This window comes from Microbacterium sp. B19 (assembly GCF_000333395.1).
In the GTDB taxonomy this organism is placed as follows: Bacteria; Actinomycetota; Actinomycetes; order Actinomycetales; family Microbacteriaceae; genus Microbacterium.
This window is the reverse complement of the sequence record NZ_BADA01000356.1, coordinates 1-15825: the sequence shown is the minus strand read 5'-3', so window position 1 is coordinate 15825 and position 15825 is coordinate 1. Positions and strand designations below refer to the sequence as shown.

Sequence of the window (15825 nt, the reverse complement as noted above, 5' to 3'; positions counted from 1 at the left end):
CGTACTCGTGCTGGCGTCATCGTCGCGCGTTCTCCGTCGTGTGACCCAGGTTCGTCTGACGACCCTGTTGCACCCGGGCCGGCACACCACCCTCGTCGATGTCGACGGCATCGACATCCTCTTCGCCGCCGTCGCGATCGGCGCGTGCGCGATCGCGTCGGCGGGGATCCTCGGGTGGCTCGTCACGCGCAGAGCCGTGCGGCCGCTCGTCGACGCCCTTCGGCGCCAGCGGGAGTTCGTCGCGGACGCCTCGCACGAGCTGCGGACCCCTCTCGCGATCCTGGATGCCAGACTCCAACTGCTCGAACGCTCCCTCGGCCCCGCCGACCCCAACGCGGAGGTGGTGGGTCAGCTCCGCGCGGATTCCCGCACCCTGATCGGTGTCGTGGGCGATCTCCTGGAGTCGGTGGAGATCCCCACAGGGACGACGATCGACCCCGCGTCGGTCGTCGAGGTCGTCGAATCCGCGGTGTCGACCATGGCCATCCTGGCGCGTCATCGCGGGGTGGATCTCGTCAGCGGACCCCACGATCGCGACGTCTTCGCGGCCATGCCTGCGGCGAGCCTGCAGCGTGCGGTGATCGCTCTGGTCGACAACGCGGTGAAGCACTCGCCCCCGGGCGGAGTGGTGCTCGTCGTCGTCCGACGGGAGGGCCGTGACGTGCGCATCGACGTCGCCGACGAGGGTCCCGGCATCCAGGGAATCGCCCCGGATCGGGTGTTCCAGCGCTTCGCGCGTTCGGCGAACGTCGTCGACGGCGGCGGATCGTCCCGCAGCGGCTTCGGCATCGGACTGTCGCTGGTGCAGGATGCCGTGGCTCGGTACGGCGGCTCTGCCCGTGTCGCCGCGACGTCGGCCGCGGGGACCACGATGACGCTGCGTCTTCCCGCCGCCGATGTCCGCCGAGAATTCCGAAGGGGCGGGCTAAAGCATCCTCTCTAGCGCAACTGTTTTTTGCGGCGAGATTCTTTCTTAGCGTGATTAACTTCTGTGGCGAGATTCTTTTTCGAGCAGAATAGTTTCACTCACCGCGGGGGGAGCGGCTGGTAGAGCGAGAACTCTCGCGAGTTCAAAAGGCCCCGCTTGGCCATCACCATCGTGTATCCATGGGATCGCAGCTCCTCGACGGCCTCGAGCGTCAGAGGGCGTCGGTCGATCTTTTCCCACCCGGTTGCGAGCCGGTATCCGTGCGTGATGGTTCGTGCGCGTGCCATTCATTTCCTCCTGCGCCCATCGTGGCATCAATGGGAGTCCGTCGTGAAATGAACGGTGGCGGAAACGTGAACGAATGTACTGAATAAACTATCAATCTGCCGGAAACGAAAATTTCGCCGTTTCTTGCGCCGCTCGCTCGGCCCGACGCCCATTTCCGGTGAGTTCTCCCCAGTCCGCCGCGGGGCCGCCGCCGGGTCGCAGCGACGACAGGAACGCCATGTGAACCTTGAAGCACGCGAGCCGCAGCGTCGTCGCCCAGCCGATGACCTCGTCGCCGTGCACGGCCTTGTACACGACGCGATCACCGGCGGAGACGCGGCGGATCTCGATGCGTCCGTACTCGTGCCCGTGCGGGTCGATCATGCGCCACGTGCCCGTGGGACCCTCGACCGCGGCGAGGATCGGATGCCAATGCGTCACGGTGTGCCGGAACCTTCCTCCGGCCGAGTGGGATCACCGTACGCTCAGCCCCCGACATCGCGCCAGCACCGGCTAGCGTCGTCGACATGAGTGACGATCCGGTTCCCTCCGCGGCCCTCGGCCTCGGCCTCGCCGCGGTGGGACGTCCGGCCTACATCACAGCCGGCCGCGACCACGACCTCGGCGACCCGGCGGACCGATCGATTGAGGCGATGCGCGCCCGCAGCCACGACCTGCTGGACGCGGCGTGGGATCTCGGCATCCGGTACGTCGACGTCGCCCGCTCGTACGGCTACGCAGAGGCGTTCTTGGGGGACTGGCTGCGTCTGAACCCCGCCCGCGCCGCACATCTCACCGTCGGATCGAAGTGGGGCTACGCCTACGTCGGCGGGTGGCGGATGGATGCCGAGGTGCACGAGCGAAAAGAACACTCGGTCGGGACGTTCCGGCGCCAGTGGCCCGAGACCGTCGCCGCCCTGGGGCGCGCGCCGGACATCTACCTGATCCACTCGGTCACGCCCGACAGCCCCGCGCTCGGGGACGCCGAGCTCCTCGACGACCTGCGCGCGCTGGCCGAGACCGGAGTCCGGGTGGGGCTGTCGACGAGCGGTCCCCATCAGGGCGCGGTGCTGGACGCGGCGCGGGTGCTGCCGGGCTCGCCGTTCTCCGTGGTGCAAGCGACGTGGAACCTGCGCGAGAGCACGGTCGGGCCGGCCCTCGCCCGCGCGCACGACGAGGGCTGGACGGTCGTGGTGAAGGAAGCCCTCGCGAACGGCGAACTCGCGACATTCGCGCCGGGCGAGGCGGCGGACGTTCCCGCCGACGTGTTCGCACTCGGCGCCGCGCGCGGTCAGCGGGGCGTCGACATCGTCCTCAGCGGAGCGTCGACGCGCGACCAACTCCGCCGCGGCGTGGATTCCCCCGCCCGGCCGGTCGACGACGCGACGCGGCAACGGTTCGCGGTCGACGCCGAGACCTACTGGCGTCGTCGTTCGGAGCGCCCCTGGCGCTGAGGCCCTCCGGCCGCCCGTCTCCAGCGGTGGGCGGGGCTCAGCGGTGGTCGCGCCAGGAGTGCTGCGGCGCGTACCCGAGCAGACGCCGTGCCTTCTCGATCGAGAGCAGCGTGTCGGTGCCGCTCAGGTCGCCCCGCGTCTCGACATCGGGGAACACCTCGGCGACCAGCTCCGCGTTGGATCGTGTCATCACGGTGTCGGCGGCGGCGATGATGAAGCGGTCGAAGCCGGCCGGGGCGTTCTCGAGCGCCCGCTGCACCGCCTGCGCGCCGTCGCGCGCGTCGATGTACCCCCACAGGTTCCACTTCCGCGTACGGGCGTCGGCGTCGAACGGGAACTCGGCGTAGTCCTCGGGGACCATCACGTTCGAAAAGCGCAGCGCAGTGATCGACAGCTCCGGATGCCAGCGCACGAGTTCGGTGGCCAGGTGCTCCTCGAGCACCTTCACCAGCGAGTAGACCGACTCGGGGCGCGGCGCGTACTCCTCGTCCACGGGGATGTACGGCGGGTCGATGTCGAACGGCAGACCCAGCACCGTCTCGCTCGAGGCGTAGACGATGCGGTGGATGCCGAGCCGCACGGCCGCCCAGAACACGTTGAACGTGCTGACCATGTTGTTGTGGAAGGTCGCGACGTCGGAGCGGAGGCCGGGAGCCGGGATCGCGCCCAGGTGCACGAGCGCGTCCACGCCGTCGTGCTGATCGTTCACGCCCGCGAGCGCGTCGATGACCTGCCCGTAGTCGGTGAGCTCGACCTGCACGAACCCGGGACCGCGCTCGCCGCGCACGTCGAGGCCGATGACCTCGTGTCCGGCTGCGCGCAATTCGCGCGCGACGACGGTGCCGAGTTTTCCGGAGGATCCGGTGAGGGCGATGCGCATGGGCGTCCTTCGATCGGGGGTGTCCGCTCGACGTTACCGGTGCTCGGCAACGGTGGGGCCGTCGCCCGGGTGATGCCTCCTCTGCGGGCTGGATGCCATGACCGCGCCGTTTCGTCAAGTGCCGGTTCGCGTCCACGTCCAAGTGCTTCGCTTTGGGGACGAGCCGGGTTCGTGAACCGTCACGATCTCGCCCCGGCTGATGCTGACAGGAACTGGCATGACCTCTTTGTCCTCCGCGACCGACGCGTTCCTCGCGTCGCGCGCGGCTGACGGTGATCAGATCGCCTTCGGCATCCTCGTGCGGCGGCACGCCCCGTTCCTGGTCGCGTTCGCAACGAAGTTGACCGGTTCGCGTGCGGATGCCGACGACTGCGTGCAGGAGGCCCTGATCACGGCGTGGCGGCGGCTCCCGGACCTCGCCGATCCCGAGAAGGTCCGCAGCTGGCTCACCACGATCGTGTCCCGCAAAGTGACGGATCGGATGCGGTCGCGCAAGATCTCGGAGCAGATCGACGAGGAGATGGTGTCGGTCGGGGATGACCCCGAGCGCTCGGTTGTGGCATCGTCGCAGATGGACGCGTTGAAGAAGGTCTTGGCCGATCTCCCCGAAGAACTGCGCGTCGTGTGGGTGCTCCGCGAGGTCGGCGGCCACAGCTACGACGAGATCGCGACCGAGGTCGGCGGGACGGCGGCCACCGTCCGCGGCCGGCTCGCTCGGGCGCGCAAGACCGTGTTGGAACGCATGCAGGAGTGGAGGTGATCGTATGAGTGAGGACGTCGACCAGACCGACGACGTGGGCGGCTCGGGATACTCGCTCGAGGATCTCTCCGCGTATCTCGATCGAGGGCGCACCCCCCGGATCCCCGCGATCGAGCGCAATGCCGAATGCCAGGCGCTGATGGCATCCATGGAGCGAATGGGACGACTCTCGCGCGAGATCGTCGACGAGCAGGCCGCGGAACCGCTCGCGGAGTCCTGGTACGACGAGATCATGCGCGAGGTCATGCGCGAGTTCCGCGCCGGGCGCGACATTCCGCTCGCCCGGACCCCGGACGGAACGCAGCTGGTCGTGACGGAGGGCGCGCTCTACGAGCTCATCCGCACCGTCGGCGACGAGGTCGAGGGGGTCCTCGTCGGGCGCGTGCGCATCGACCAGCCCGAGCCCACGGCCCCGCTCGACGTGCGGGTGACCGTGAGCGTGCTGTTCGGCTACCCGATGCAGGACACCGTGGACCGCATGCGGGACGGCATCCGCGCCGCGGTCGAACGGCATGGAGACCTGAGGGTCGGCCGCGTGGACGTCACCGTGGGCGACGTGCACATCGATCGGGAGGACGAGTGATGACCGAAACCGCTGCCGAACTGGCCCCGCGCATCGATCTGGCCGTGACCTCGGTCGCCGGCGTCCGCGAGTCGTACTCCGCGCGCCCGGTCGTGGCGCGCGCCTACGAGCGCATGGCCGAGGTCGAGGGGTCGCTCGCCGCCGTCGACGAGAAGGCGGGGGCGCGCGACGTCACCGTCTGCATCGGCGTCTCGACCGACGACGACAGTGCCGCCGTGGCATCCGCCGTCGCAGAGGCCGTGCGTCAGGCGGGAGCGGGCGCCCCGACGGACACCGTGCGGGTCCGGGTCGCCCGGCTGGTCGCTCCGCGATCCTGAGCGTTCTCGCGGCCGCCCCGGGCCGGGGCGCAATACGCTGAGAGGACCGACTCTCGCCCCTCGGAGGATGCATGACCGCGCAGCCCGTGATCGCCGTGACCGGTTCCACCGGTGCCGTGGGAGGGCGTGTGGCGCGTGACCTCGCCGCGCGCGGCATCCCGCAGCGCCTCCTCGTGCGGGACGCGTCTCGCGCCCCCGAGCTCGAGGGGGCCGAGGTCCACGTCGCCGGGTATTCGGACGCGGATGCCGCGGTCGCCGCGCTCACGGGGGTCGAGACGCTCTTCATGGTCTCGGCATCCGAGTCCGCCGATCGTGTGGACCACCACCGGACCTTCGTGGATGCCGCCGCGCGCGCGGGCGTGCGCTCGATCGTCTACACGTCGTTCTTCGGTGCCGCGCCCGACGCGGTGTTCACGCTCGGGCGCGACCACGCCGTGACCGAGGACGTCATCCGGGCCTCGGGGATGTCGTGGACGTTCCTCCGCGACAACTTCTACATGGACATGATGGAGCTCTTCGCCGGTGACGACGGCGTCATCCGCGGCCCCGCGGGCGACGGGCGCTGCTCGCTCGTGTCGCGGTCGGACGTCGCGGCCACGGCCGTCGCGGTGCTCCTCGACCCGGCCGCCCACGCCGACCGGACGTACGACCTCACCGGACCCGAGGCGCTGTCGATGGAAGAGGTGGCGCAGAAGATCTCGGCCGTGCGGGGACACCCGGTGCGCTACGTCGACGAGACGCTCGACGAGGCCTACGCCTCGCGTGCGGTCTACGGCGCGCCGCCGTGGCAGGTGGAGGCGTGGGTGACCACCTACACCGCGATCGCGAGCGGCGACATGGCCGTCATCTCGGGCGACGTCGAGGCCGTCACCGGGCGTCCCGCTCAGAGCTTCGACGAGTTCCTCGGCGCCGTCGCGTGAGCGCCCGGTCCCTGGGGGCCAGCATCGTCGGGTATGCTGACCGCGTGCTGACCTGTCGCTGTTGTCGCTGAACGCCCTCGCGTTCTTCTTCGACGACCCCGTCAGCCGCGCCCTCGGGCGCATCGACCCCCAGGACTCCATCGTGCGTTACGCCCAGAGCGTCGCCGACCTCGTCGGCAACACCCCCCTCGTCCGTCTGAACCGCGTGACCGACGGCATCGCCGCCACGGTCCTCGCGAAGATCGAGTACTTCAACCCCGGCGGCTCGGCCAAGGACCGCATCGCGGCCAACATCATCGACGCCGCCGAGCGCGACGGTTCGCTCCGGCCCGGCGGCACGATCGTCGAGCCGACCAGCGGCAACACCGGCGTCGGTCTCGCCCTCGTCGCGCAGCAGCGCGGCTACCGCTGCGTCTTCGTCGTGCCCGACAAGGTCGCCGAGGACAAGCGCGCGGTGCTCCGCGCGTACGGCGCCGAGGTCGTCGTCACCCCGACGAACGTCGAGCCCGACGACCCGAACTCGTACTACAGCGTCTCCGACCGCCTGGTGCGCGAGATCCCGGGCGCGTTCAAGCCCAATCAGTACGCCAACCCGAACGGTCCGCGCAGCCACTACGAGACCACGGGTCCCGAGATCTGGCGCGACACCGAGGGCGCCCTCACGCACTTCGTCACCGGCGTCGGCACGGGCGGCACGATCAGCGGCACCGGACGCTACCTGCGCGAGGTCGCCGGCTCGTCCGTGCGCATCGTCGGCGTCGACCCGGTCGGCTCCATCTACTCGGGCGACGACATCCACGGCTACGACGTCGAGGGCGTGGGGGAGGACTTCTGGCCGCCGGCCTTCGACCCCACCGTCGTCGATGCGTACGAGCGCGTGTCGGATGCCGAGTCCTTCGCGATGACGCGCCGTCTCGCCCGCGTGGAGGGGCTGCTCGTCGGCGGCTCGAGCGGCATGGCCGTCGTCGGCGCCCTGCGCGTGTCGCGCGACCTCCCTTCCGACGCCGTCGTCGTGGTCCTCCTGCCCGACCACGGCCGCGGCTACCTCAGCAAGATCTTCGACGACCAGTGGATGACCGCGCGCGGCTACGCCGTCGAGCCGGTGGCATCCGTTCTCCCCGCATCGAACACCCAGGAGCATTCCGCATGAGCACCCACGACGCCGCCCGCGGCTTCGACAGCCTCGCCGTTCACGCAGGACAGGCCTTCGACCCCACGACCGGTGCGGTCATCCCGCCGGTGCACCTGTCGACGACCTACGCGCAGGACGGGATCGGCGGCCTCCGCGGCGGGTACGAGTACGGCCGCAGCGGCAACCCCACGCGCACCGCGCTCGAGACGCAGATCGCCGCGCTCGAGGGCGGCGCCCGCGCGCTGTCGTTCGCGTCCGGCCTCGCCGCCGAGGACGCGCTCCTGCGCGCGGCCCTCGTCCCGGGCGACGAGGTGCTGCTCGGCAACGACGTGTACGGCGGCACCTACCGCCTGCTCGCGCGGGTGCTCGGCCCGTGGGGCGTGAAGCTCCGCGTGGTCGACATGAGCGACCTGGATGCCGTGGCCGCAGCGATCGAGGAGCGAAGCCCGCGCATGGTGTGGGTCGAGACGCCGAGCAACCCGATGCTGCGGATCACCGACATCGCCGGACTCGCCCGCCTCGGCCACGCGGCCGGCGCGATCGTCGTCGTGGACAACACGTTCGCCTCCCCGGCGCTGCAGCGCCCGATCGCGCTCGGCGCCGACGTCGTCGTGCACTCGGCCACGAAGTACCTGGGCGGTCACTCCGACGTCGTCGGCGGGGCGCTCGCGTTCGCCGACGCCGACCTCGCCGAGAAGACGCAGTTCCTGCAGTTCGCGGCCGGCGCCGTCTCGGGGCCGTTCGACGCGTACCTCACGACCCGCGGCATCAAGACGCTCGGCATCCGGATGGAGCGCCACAGCGCCAACGCGCAGGCCGTCGCCGAGCACCTCGCCGGGCACGACCGCGTCGCGAAGGTCTACTACCCGGGGCTCCCGTCGCACCCGGGACACGCGCTCGCGGCCGCGCAGATGAGCGCGTTCGGCGGCATCGTGTCGCTCGAGCTCGCCGACGGCGCCACCGCGCGCCGCTTCGCCGAGTCGACACGGCTCTTCACGCTGGCCGAGTCGCTCGGCGGCGTCGAGTCGCTCGTGAACTACCCGGATGCCATGACCCACGCGTCCGTTCGCGGCACCGAGCTCGCGGTCCCCGACACGATCGTGCGCCTGTCGGTGGGGATCGAGTCGGCCGAGGACCTCGTGGCCGACGTCGACCAGGCGCTCGCCGCTCTCTGACGCGGAACGCAGAAGAGCCCGGCCCCTTCGTGGGGGCCGGGCTCTTCTGCGCCGGTCAGCGCTCGGCGGCGGCGAGGTTCTGCTCGAGTTCCTCGCGATTCTGGCGGATGCCGTATCCGGGGGTGTCGCGCTCGATGCGCCAGCTGTCGGCCAGCGGTCCGATGTTGACGGTGTCGAAGCCGAACGCGTCGTAGATGCCGGTGATGAGCGCGATGCCCTCGTCGGAGTCGCTCGCCGTCGCGAGGGCGCGACGGTTCGGCGTGCCCGCCGGGGACCCCGTCGTGAGGATCTCGGCCGCACCGATGTGGTTGAACGCCTTCACGACGGTGCTCTCCGGCAGGTGCTCCTGCAGCATCTGCGCGGTGGTCGTGCGCTTCTCGTCGAGCTCGGCGATGTGCCCGTCGCGCTCCCAGTAGTAGTTGTTCGTGTCGAGGACGGTCTTGCCGCGGAGCGCGTCGACGGGGACGTCGCGGTACGCCTTGAGCGGGACGGTCACGACCGCGATGTCGCCGGCCTCGGCCGCTTCCTGCGCCGTCGCCGCGCGGGCGTGGTCGCCGAGTTCGGCGACGAAATCCGCGAGCGTCTCGGGACCGCGGGAATTCGCGATCACGACGTCGTATCCGTGCTCCACGAAGCCCCGCGCGAGCGCCTGGCCGATGTTTCCTGCTCCGATGATTCCCACAGTGGTCATGCTGGGTCGAACGGCGCGGGCGTGGTCGGCATTCCTCGGAAAATAGGAAAAGTCAGTTAGTTAGTTAGCATCCCTAGATATTTGTGTCAACGGGCAGCTACGGTAGGGGCAGGGGGGATAACTTCTCTTCTGTCGCACCCTCGCGATCGTGGTCGCAGACCGGTGTTCGGGTCACCGTTCCGCTTGACCTGTGAGGGCGACGGCCCCCGGTGGACGCGGCTTCGGACCACCGGGGGCCGCTTTCTTTTTCGGCTGGCCGCGACGTCTCGGTCTTCGCCGAGGTGGAAGACTGGTCCGTCGGCGGGCGCCGGCCCGCTCACCCCCGTCGCAAGGACCCCCGCCCCGTGATCGAACGCACCCGCACGCCCCGCTCCGCCCGCTTCTACGCCGTCTGCGTGGGCGTCGGACTCCTCGCCGGTCTCATGTCCGGTCTGTTCGGGGTCGGCGGCGGCACGGTCATCGTGCCGCTGCTCGTGCTGCTGCTCGGATTCGACCAGCGGTTCGCGGCCGGGACCTCGCTCGCGGCGATCGTGCCCACGGCATCCGTCGGTGTCATCACCTATGCGATCGACGGTCACGTCGCGTGGATTCCCGCGTTGATCCTCGCCGCGGGTGCGGTCGGCGGCGCGCAGATCGGCACATGGCTGCTCCCGAAGCTCTCGCAGACCGCGCTGCGCTGGTCGTTCGTCGCGTTCCTCGTCGCGGTGATCGTCAGCCTGTACTTCGTCATCCCCTCCCGGGATGCCGAGCTCGCCCTGACCTGGGTCACCGGGCCGAGCCTCCTCGCGCTCGGCGTGGTCACCGGGATCCTCGCGGGTCTGCTGGGTGTCGGCGGCGGGATCATCGTCGTCCCGGCGCTGCTGCTGCTGTTCGGGACGAGCGACCTCATCGCCCGCGGGACCTCGCTCCTCATGATGATCCCCACCGCGATCTCGGGGACCGTGGGGAACCTCCGTCGCTCGAACGTCGACCTCCGGGCGGCCGCGTGCGTCGGTATCGCGGCGTGCACCACGACCGCTCTGGGCGCCTCGCTCGCGAAGCTCGTCGACCCGTTCGTCGGCAACGTCCTCTTCTCGATCTTCCTCGTCTTCATCGCCACGCAGATGGCCGTGAAAGCCGTGCGCGGGCGCCACCAGCGCTGAGGCGGCGGAGGAGCGGTCGGTAGACTGACCCGGTGCCCGTGAACCCCGAACTGGTCGGACGTGTCTTCCCGCCGACCGCGCCGTATCTCGTCGGACGGGAGAAGGTGCGCGAGTTCGCCCGCGCCGTCTTCGCCGACGCCCCGCAGCACTCCGACCCCGAGGCGGCCCGCGCGCTCGGCTACGCCGACGTCGTCGCACCGCCGACGTTCGCGATGGTCGTGCAGGACCTCACGCTCCAGCAGCTGCTCGGCGACCCCGAGTCGGGCATCGAGCTCTCGCGGCTGGTCCACGCCGAGCAGCGCTTCCGGTACTCCCGGCCGATCGTGGCCGGCGACGAGCTCACCGCGACGTTGTCGGTGACCGGCATCCGGACCCTCGGGGCCAACGCGATGATCACGAGCGAGGCGGAGATCGTGGATGCCGACGGCGCCCACGTCGTGACGACGACCAGCGTCCTGCTGGCGGGGGAGGCCGACGCATGACCGCGTTCACCGTCGGAGACGTCGTCGCCGAACGCTCCGTGCACCTCACGCGCGAGTCGCTCGTGCGGTACGCCGGGGCGTCGGGCGACTTCAACCCCATCCACTACCGCGACGACGTCGCCGCCGAGGTCGGGCTGCCGGGCGTCCTCGCGCACGGCATGCTCACGATGGGCGTCGCGGTCGGGACGCTCGCCGAGGTGCTCGGCGACACCGGCCGCATCCTCGAGTACGGCGTGCGTTTCACGCGCCCCGTGGTCGTCGATCCCGTCGAGGGAGCAGACCTTCACGTCAGCGCCAAGGTGGGCGCGGTCGACGACGAGGCCGCCCGCATCGATCTCACCGTGACGCACGCGGGGACCACGGTCCTCGGCAAGGCGCAGGTGCGCGTGCGGCAGGCCTGATGCCCGACATCACCCCCGTCCCGCTCTCCGAGCTGACGACCCTCCGCGCCGGCGGCCTGCCCGAACGGACGATCGAGGCCCGCACGCCCGACGAGCTCGTATCGGTGCTCCGCGACCTGTGGGGCGCGGGCGAACCGTGGCTCGTCGTCGGCGGCGGCTCGAACCTCTTCGTCGGTGACGAGCCGTTCGAGGGCACGGTGGTGCTCGTGCGCACGTCCGGCATCGAGGAGCTGCCCGGTTCCCGCCCCGACACCGTGCGGCTGCGGGTGCAGGCCGGCCACGATTGGGACGCGCTCGTCGCCGAGACGGTGGCCCGCGGGCTCGCCGGCATCGAGGCGATGTCCGGCATTCCGGGGACGGTCGGCGCCGCTCCGGTGCAGAACATCGGAGCGTACGGCCAGGAGGTCGTGCAGACCCTGGTCGAGGTCGAGCTCCTCGACGAAGCCTCCGGCGAGGTCTCGACCGTCCCGGCATCCGATCTGGGGCTCGGCTTCCGCACGTCCGTTCTGAAGCAGCACTACGGCTCGGTCCCCGATCGCCCGGCCGTGATCCTGTCGGTCACGCTCGAACTCCAGCGCGTGGGTGACGGCGACCGTCCGATCGCGGGCGGCCAGCTGCGCGGAGCCCTGGGACTGGATGCCGACGCGGCGGTGTCGCTGCGCTGGATCCGCGAGCACGTGCTGGCGACCCGCGCGAGCAAGGGCATGGTGCTCGACCCCGAGGATCCCGACACGTGGAGCGCCGGGTCGTTCTTCCAGAACGCGATCGTCTCGGAGGCGTTCGCGCGGACGCTTCCCCCCGAGTGCCCGCGCTGGCCGCTGTCGCCCGCGATCGACCCGGTGACCGTGATCCCGCTCGCCGCCTTCGACGGCGTCGTGCCGACACCCGTGACGGAGCGCCGTGAGGTGAAGGTCAGCGCGGCGTGGCTCATCGAGCATGCGGGGCTGTCGCGCGGCTTCCGGTTCCCGCGCTCCCGCGCCGGCCTCTCGACCAAGCACACGCTCGCGCTCACCAACCGCGGCGGCGCGACGGCGGCCGAGATCGCCGAGCTCGCCCGTTTCGTGCAGAACCGCGTCCAGTCCGAATTCGGCCTGCTGCTGCAGCCCGAGCCGGTGCTGGTCAACGTCGAGCTGTAGCGAGCAGTTGCTTCGCGCGCGAGTCGCCAAGATTTGTCGCTTGCGGCGGGGCGGAGGCGACAAATCTTGGCGAGTCACGGGTGTGCTCGCGCGAGCAGGCGGCGGATGCGCATCAGCAGCGCGTGAGGGGCATCGAAGTCGCGCGCCGTGACCACCGTCACGCGGTAGCCGAGCGACTCCAGCTCGGCGCGGCGGGATTGGTCGCGGCTCCACTGTCGCGGGTCGCGGTGGTAGTCGCCGTCGTACTCGATGACCAGGCGCGCATCGCGGTAGAGCAGGTCGACGCGCGCCACGAATCGATGCCCGTCGAAGATCTCCACGTTGCTCTCGGGTACGGGGAGTCCGGCTTGGATAAGAAGGACACGGAGCTCGCTCTCCCTCGGTGACTCTGCCCGGTCGTCAGCGAAGTCGACGGCGAGCCGGCGCCGACGTGATCCTCGGCCGCCGAGGAATCGTCGGTGCATCCGCTCGAGGTCCGCGCGCGTCGCGAGTGGATCGCGGCGCGACAGCAATCTGTCCGAGATCGCGGTCAAGGCGCCGACGTCGAGTGCCTCCGCAAGCTCGGCCCACGTCCGTAACGGCGAGCTGCAGCGGATGCCCTCGACTTCGACGATGTCGGATGCCTCGACGGTGAGCGCGCGGCCGGTTACACCCGGGCGGCGAATGCGATTGCATCCGCTCGGCACGCCGATGGTCGGGGACTCTCTCGCGGCTCGGTCGAGCGACGCGGGGAGAGGGAGCCCCAGCAGGACTGCCGCGGAGGGGCCGCACACGAACGCATGGTCCGGCAGAGCGCGCATCAATGCGCTCAGACGCTGCAGCTCAGTGGCGTCCGTTTCGACCCGAGTCCCTGAGTACGGGGTATCCCACCTCACCGAGCGAAGGCTGCTGGGGGACAGCCCGTACGCCCTTGCCTCAGCGAGGGTGAACGCGGTCGTGGGTCCGGTCGGGCGGTGCGATCGTGGCATCCGCCGATCATGCCGCGCCGATCCGCGGCCCCGCCCTGGTTATCCCCATGTGGAGGAGGGTCCACCCGCGTGAGTCGCCAGGATTTGTTGTCTCCGCGGAAGCAGAGGCGACAAATCCTGGCGACTCACGCGAGAGAAACGCTTAGGAGAACAGGCGCTGGAGGCGGCGGACGCCCTCCAGCAGTTCCTCGTCGCCGAGGGCGTAGGACAGGCGCAGGTAGCCGCTCGGGCCGAAGGCCTCGCCGGGGACGACGGCGACCTCGGCCTTCTCGAGGATCAGGTCGGCGAGCTCGAGCGAGGTCGTCGGGGTGACGCCGTCCCACTCGCGGTTCAGCAGGCCGCGGACGTCAGGGTAGACGTAGAACGCGCCGAGCGGGTTCGGCACCTCGACGCCGTCGATCTTCGCCAACTCCGACACGATGAGGCGGCGGCGTCGGTCGAACGCCTCGCGGAACTGCTCGGCCTCGTCCTGCGGCCCGTTGAGCGCCGCGGCAGCGGCGATCTGCGCGATGTTGTTGACGTTGCTGGACAGGTGCGACTGCAGGTTGCCGGCGAGCTTGATGGCATCCGCGGGTCCGATCATCCAGCCCACGCGCCATCCGGTCATGGCGTACGTCTTCGCGACCCGTTGACGAGGATCGTCTGCCCGGCGAGCTCGGGCACGGCCTCGACGATCGACACCGCGCGGGCGCCCTCGTACGTGAGGTTCTGGTAGATCTCGTCGGTGATGACCCAGATGCCGTGCTCGAGGGCCCAGCGGCCGATCTCCGCCGTCTCCTCGGGCGTATAGACCGAGCCGGTGGGGTTCGAGGGGGAGACGAACACCAGGACGGTGGTCTTCTCGGTGCGGGCGGCCTCGAGCTGCGCGACGGTGACCTTGTAGTCCTGGTCGGCACCCGCGAACACCTCGACGGGGATGCCGTCGGCGAGGGCGATCGCCTCGGGGTAGGTCGTCCAGTACGGCGCGGGGAGCAGCACCTCGTCGCCGGGGTTCACCACGGTCTGGAACGCCTGGTAGACGGCCTGCTTGCCGCCGTTGGTCACGATGATCTGCGACGGCGCGACTTCGAGGCCCGAGTCCCGCAGCGTCTTCGCGGCGATGGCCTCGCGCAGCACGGGGAGTCCGGCGGCGGGGGTGTAGCGGAAGTTCGCGGGGTTGTGCAGCGCTTCGGCCGCGGCATCCACGACGAACTGCGGGGTCGCGAAGTCGGGCTCACCGGCGGCGTAGGAGATGACGGGGCGGCCGGCGGCCTTGAGGGCCTTGGCCTTGGCGTCGACCTTCAGGGTCGCGGATTCGGCGATGGCGGAGAGCTTGCGGGAGAGCGGAGCACGGTCGGTCACGGCGTAGAGCCTACTCGGCGCGCCCGGGATGCCGGAGGCTCGGGGCGTCTCGCGAGGCGCGAGAACGGCGCCGCGTCAGACGCTCGTGGAGAAGAGCACCCAGAGCACGGGCAGGACGAGGAGGACGCCGAGGGTCGCACCGATGATCGAGAGGGTGGGCCGGCGGCCCGCCCGTACGCGCAGGACGATGCCGATCGTTGCGACGATCACGATGACCACTCCGAGGAAAGCCATGATCGGGAGCAGCACGATGCCGAGCCACCAGATCGCGTTCATGCCCGGAGCGAGCCCGATGAGGAAGATCATGAGCGCGGGCAGCAGGATGATCGCCGCGAGGATGATCGCGACGATGCCGAAGCCGTCGCTCGCGCGACGACCCGCCGGGGAGACAGAGGCCATGCGGTCACGGTAGCGCGTGGCGGGCGGGCTGTCGCCGGTGCGTTAGCGTGGCGTCGTGACAGTAGGGGCCCCGGATCGGACGCGCGTGCATCGTCGGGGGCTCGGCACACTGCTGCGGATCGGGCTCGCGACCGCGATCGTCGGGGTGAGCACCGGCCTGGCCGTACTGCTGCTCGTCTGGATCGTGCACACGATCGAGCATCTCGTGTGGGGGCACGACGAAGGCCCGTTCCTGGACGGCTTGGCGTACCCGTCGGTGTGGTGGCTGCCCATCGCGACCGTGGGCGGCGCGGGTGTCGTCGCGGCGCTCGGCTGGTACCTGCTGCGCCGTTTCGGTCGCAGGATCGCGACGGTCGAGCAGGGCGTCGCGGGCGCGCACATGCCCTGGTGGGAGACGCTCGCCGACACCGTGATCCAGGTCACCTCGGTCGCCCTCGGCGCCTCGATCGGCAAGGAGGTGGCGCCGCGCGAACTCTCCGCGATGGCCGGATCGAAGATCGTGCGGTGGTTCCGCCTCGACGCGCGTTGGGGACGCATCCTCATCGCCGCCGCCGCGGGCGCGGGTCTCGCCGCGGTGTACAACGTGCCGCTGGGCGGAGCGCTCTTCGCGATCGAGATCCTGCTCGCGCAGTTCAGCGTCGGCGCCGCGGTCGTCGCGCTCGCCGTGAGCGCGATCGCGACCCTCGTCGCGCGGCCGCTGGTCGGGGACGACTCGCTGTATCACGTGGCATCCCTCGACGTGAACGCGTCGCTCATCGTGGCGGCGATCCTTATCGGACCGCTGATGGGGTGGGGCGCGACGAGCTTCGGGGGCGTGACGTCGCTCCTGGCGAAGGTCCGCCCGACGGG

17 protein-coding genes and 2 pseudogenes are annotated in these 15825 nt (G+C 70.5%); 13 read left to right on the top strand and 6 right to left on the bottom strand.

Features of this window, described 5'->3' with window-relative positions:
* Nucleotides 1–943, top strand: a 943-nt coding sequence (locus I5G_RS12730) for a sensor histidine kinase KdpD (protein ID WP_022879401.1), incomplete at its 5' end; no start/stop codon positions are given.
* A gap of 363 nt (nucleotides 944–1306) precedes the next feature.
* On the opposite strand, the gene I5G_RS12720 is transcribed toward I5G_RS12730, so the two are convergent.
* Nucleotides 1307–1636 (bottom strand): hypothetical protein, encoded by a 330-nt coding sequence (locus I5G_RS12720; RefSeq protein WP_022879399.1) that lies wholly within the window; start codon nucleotides 1634–1636, stop codon nucleotides 1307–1309.
* Between the two features lie 86 nt (nucleotides 1637–1722).
* Between I5G_RS12720 and I5G_RS12715 the strand changes: the two genes are divergently transcribed.
* Nucleotides 1723–2649 carry an aldo/keto reductase gene (locus tag I5G_RS12715; RefSeq protein WP_022879398.1) on the top strand — a complete coding sequence of 309 codons (927 nt, stop codon included), beginning with the start codon at nucleotides 1723–1725 and terminating at the stop codon, nucleotides 2647–2649.
* 37 nt (nucleotides 2650–2686) lie between these two features.
* Here I5G_RS12715 and I5G_RS12710 read toward each other — a convergent pair whose 3' ends face one another.
* A complete protein-coding gene (locus I5G_RS12710) occupies nucleotides 2687–3529 on the bottom strand; it encodes an NAD(P)-dependent oxidoreductase (protein ID WP_022879397.1) in 843 nt (280 codons plus the stop codon).
* 217 nt (nucleotides 3530–3746) lie between these two features.
* Here I5G_RS12710 and I5G_RS12705 point away from each other — a divergent pair, with 217 nt between their 5' ends.
* The 6 genes from I5G_RS12705 (at nucleotide 3747) to I5G_RS12680 (ending at nucleotide 8416) form a co-directional block, all read left to right on the top strand.
* Nucleotides 3747–4289, top strand: coding sequence for an RNA polymerase sigma factor (locus tag I5G_RS12705; RefSeq protein WP_022879396.1), 543 nt, complete (start codon nucleotides 3747–3749; stop codon nucleotides 4287–4289).
* A gap of 4 nt (nucleotides 4290–4293) precedes the next feature.
* Nucleotides 4294–4872 carry a hypothetical protein gene (locus I5G_RS22325; protein WP_022879395.1) on the top strand — a complete coding sequence of 193 codons (579 nt, stop codon included), beginning with the start codon at nucleotides 4294–4296 and terminating at the stop codon, nucleotides 4870–4872.
* Nucleotides 4872–5189 (top strand): hypothetical protein, encoded by a 318-nt coding sequence (locus I5G_RS12695; RefSeq protein ID WP_022879394.1) that lies wholly within the window; start codon nucleotides 4872–4874, stop codon nucleotides 5187–5189. Before I5G_RS22325 ends, I5G_RS12695 begins: the two co-directional genes overlap by 1 nt.
* A gap of 71 nt (nucleotides 5190–5260) precedes the next feature.
* On the top strand, nucleotides 5261–6109 hold the full coding sequence (locus I5G_RS12690) for an SDR family oxidoreductase (RefSeq protein ID WP_022879393.1): 849 nt from the start codon (nucleotides 5261–5263) through the stop codon (nucleotides 6107–6109).
* Between the two features lie 61 nt (nucleotides 6110–6170).
* Complete coding sequence (locus I5G_RS12685) at nucleotides 6171–7259, top strand: pyridoxal-phosphate dependent enzyme (RefSeq protein WP_022879392.1); 1089 nt, start codon at nucleotides 6171–6173, stop codon at nucleotides 7257–7259.
* The gene (locus I5G_RS12680; protein WP_022879391.1) at nucleotides 7256–8416 is read left to right on the top strand and encodes a cystathionine gamma-synthase; all 1161 of its coding nucleotides are present in this window, start codon (nucleotides 7256–7258) and stop codon (nucleotides 8414–8416) included. Before I5G_RS12685 ends, I5G_RS12680 begins: the two co-directional genes overlap by 4 nt.
* A 55-nt stretch (nucleotides 8417–8471) precedes the next feature.
* Here the strand turns inward: I5G_RS12680 and I5G_RS12675 are convergent.
* Nucleotides 8472–9116: pseudogene (locus tag I5G_RS12675) on the bottom strand (NADPH-dependent F420 reductase); the annotation flags it as partial.
* Nucleotides 9117–9451: 335 nt separating this feature from the next.
* Between I5G_RS12675 and I5G_RS12670 the strand changes: the two are divergent.
* The 4 genes from I5G_RS12670 to I5G_RS12655 are packed head-to-tail and all read left to right on the top strand — an operon-like array spanning nucleotide 9452 to nucleotide 12268.
* The gene (locus tag I5G_RS12670; RefSeq protein ID WP_022879389.1) at nucleotides 9452–10249 is read left to right on the top strand and encodes a sulfite exporter TauE/SafE family protein; all 798 of its coding nucleotides are present in this window, start codon (nucleotides 9452–9454) and stop codon (nucleotides 10247–10249) included.
* Between the two features lie 32 nt (nucleotides 10250–10281).
* Nucleotides 10282–10731 (top strand): MaoC family dehydratase N-terminal domain-containing protein, encoded by a 450-nt coding sequence (locus I5G_RS12665; protein ID WP_022879388.1) that lies wholly within the window; start codon nucleotides 10282–10284, stop codon nucleotides 10729–10731.
* The gene (locus tag I5G_RS12660) at nucleotides 10728–11132 is read left to right on the top strand and encodes a MaoC/PaaZ C-terminal domain-containing protein (RefSeq protein WP_022879387.1); all 405 of its coding nucleotides are present in this window, start codon (nucleotides 10728–10730) and stop codon (nucleotides 11130–11132) included. Before I5G_RS12665 ends, I5G_RS12660 begins: the two co-directional genes overlap by 4 nt.
* Nucleotides 11132–12268 (top strand): UDP-N-acetylmuramate dehydrogenase, encoded by a 1137-nt coding sequence (locus I5G_RS12655; protein ID WP_022879386.1) that lies wholly within the window; start codon nucleotides 11132–11134, stop codon nucleotides 12266–12268. The genes I5G_RS12660 and I5G_RS12655 overlap by 1 nt, the downstream gene beginning before the upstream one ends.
* Before the next feature lie 74 nt (nucleotides 12269–12342).
* Here I5G_RS12655 and I5G_RS22320 read toward each other — a convergent pair whose 3' ends face one another.
* From I5G_RS22320 to I5G_RS12640, 3 genes and pseudogenes are all read right to left on the bottom strand, one after another.
* Nucleotides 12343–13041, bottom strand: a complete 699-nt coding sequence (locus I5G_RS22320; RefSeq protein WP_187288841.1) for an endonuclease domain-containing protein — start codon at nucleotides 13039–13041, stop codon at nucleotides 12343–12345.
* Between the two features lie 337 nt (nucleotides 13042–13378).
* A pseudogene (locus I5G_RS22315) lies at nucleotides 13379–14577 on the bottom strand (pyridoxal phosphate-dependent aminotransferase).
* Between the two features lie 75 nt (nucleotides 14578–14652).
* On the bottom strand, nucleotides 14653–14976 hold the full coding sequence (locus tag I5G_RS12640; RefSeq protein WP_022879384.1) for a hypothetical protein: 324 nt from the start codon (nucleotides 14974–14976) through the stop codon (nucleotides 14653–14655).
* Nucleotides 14977–15031: 55 nt separating this feature from the next.
* On the opposite strand from I5G_RS12640, the gene I5G_RS22310 reads away from it, so the two are divergent.
* The coding region (locus tag I5G_RS22310; RefSeq protein ID WP_036328077.1) for a chloride channel protein at nucleotides 15032–15825 on the top strand (794 nt) is incomplete at its 3' end.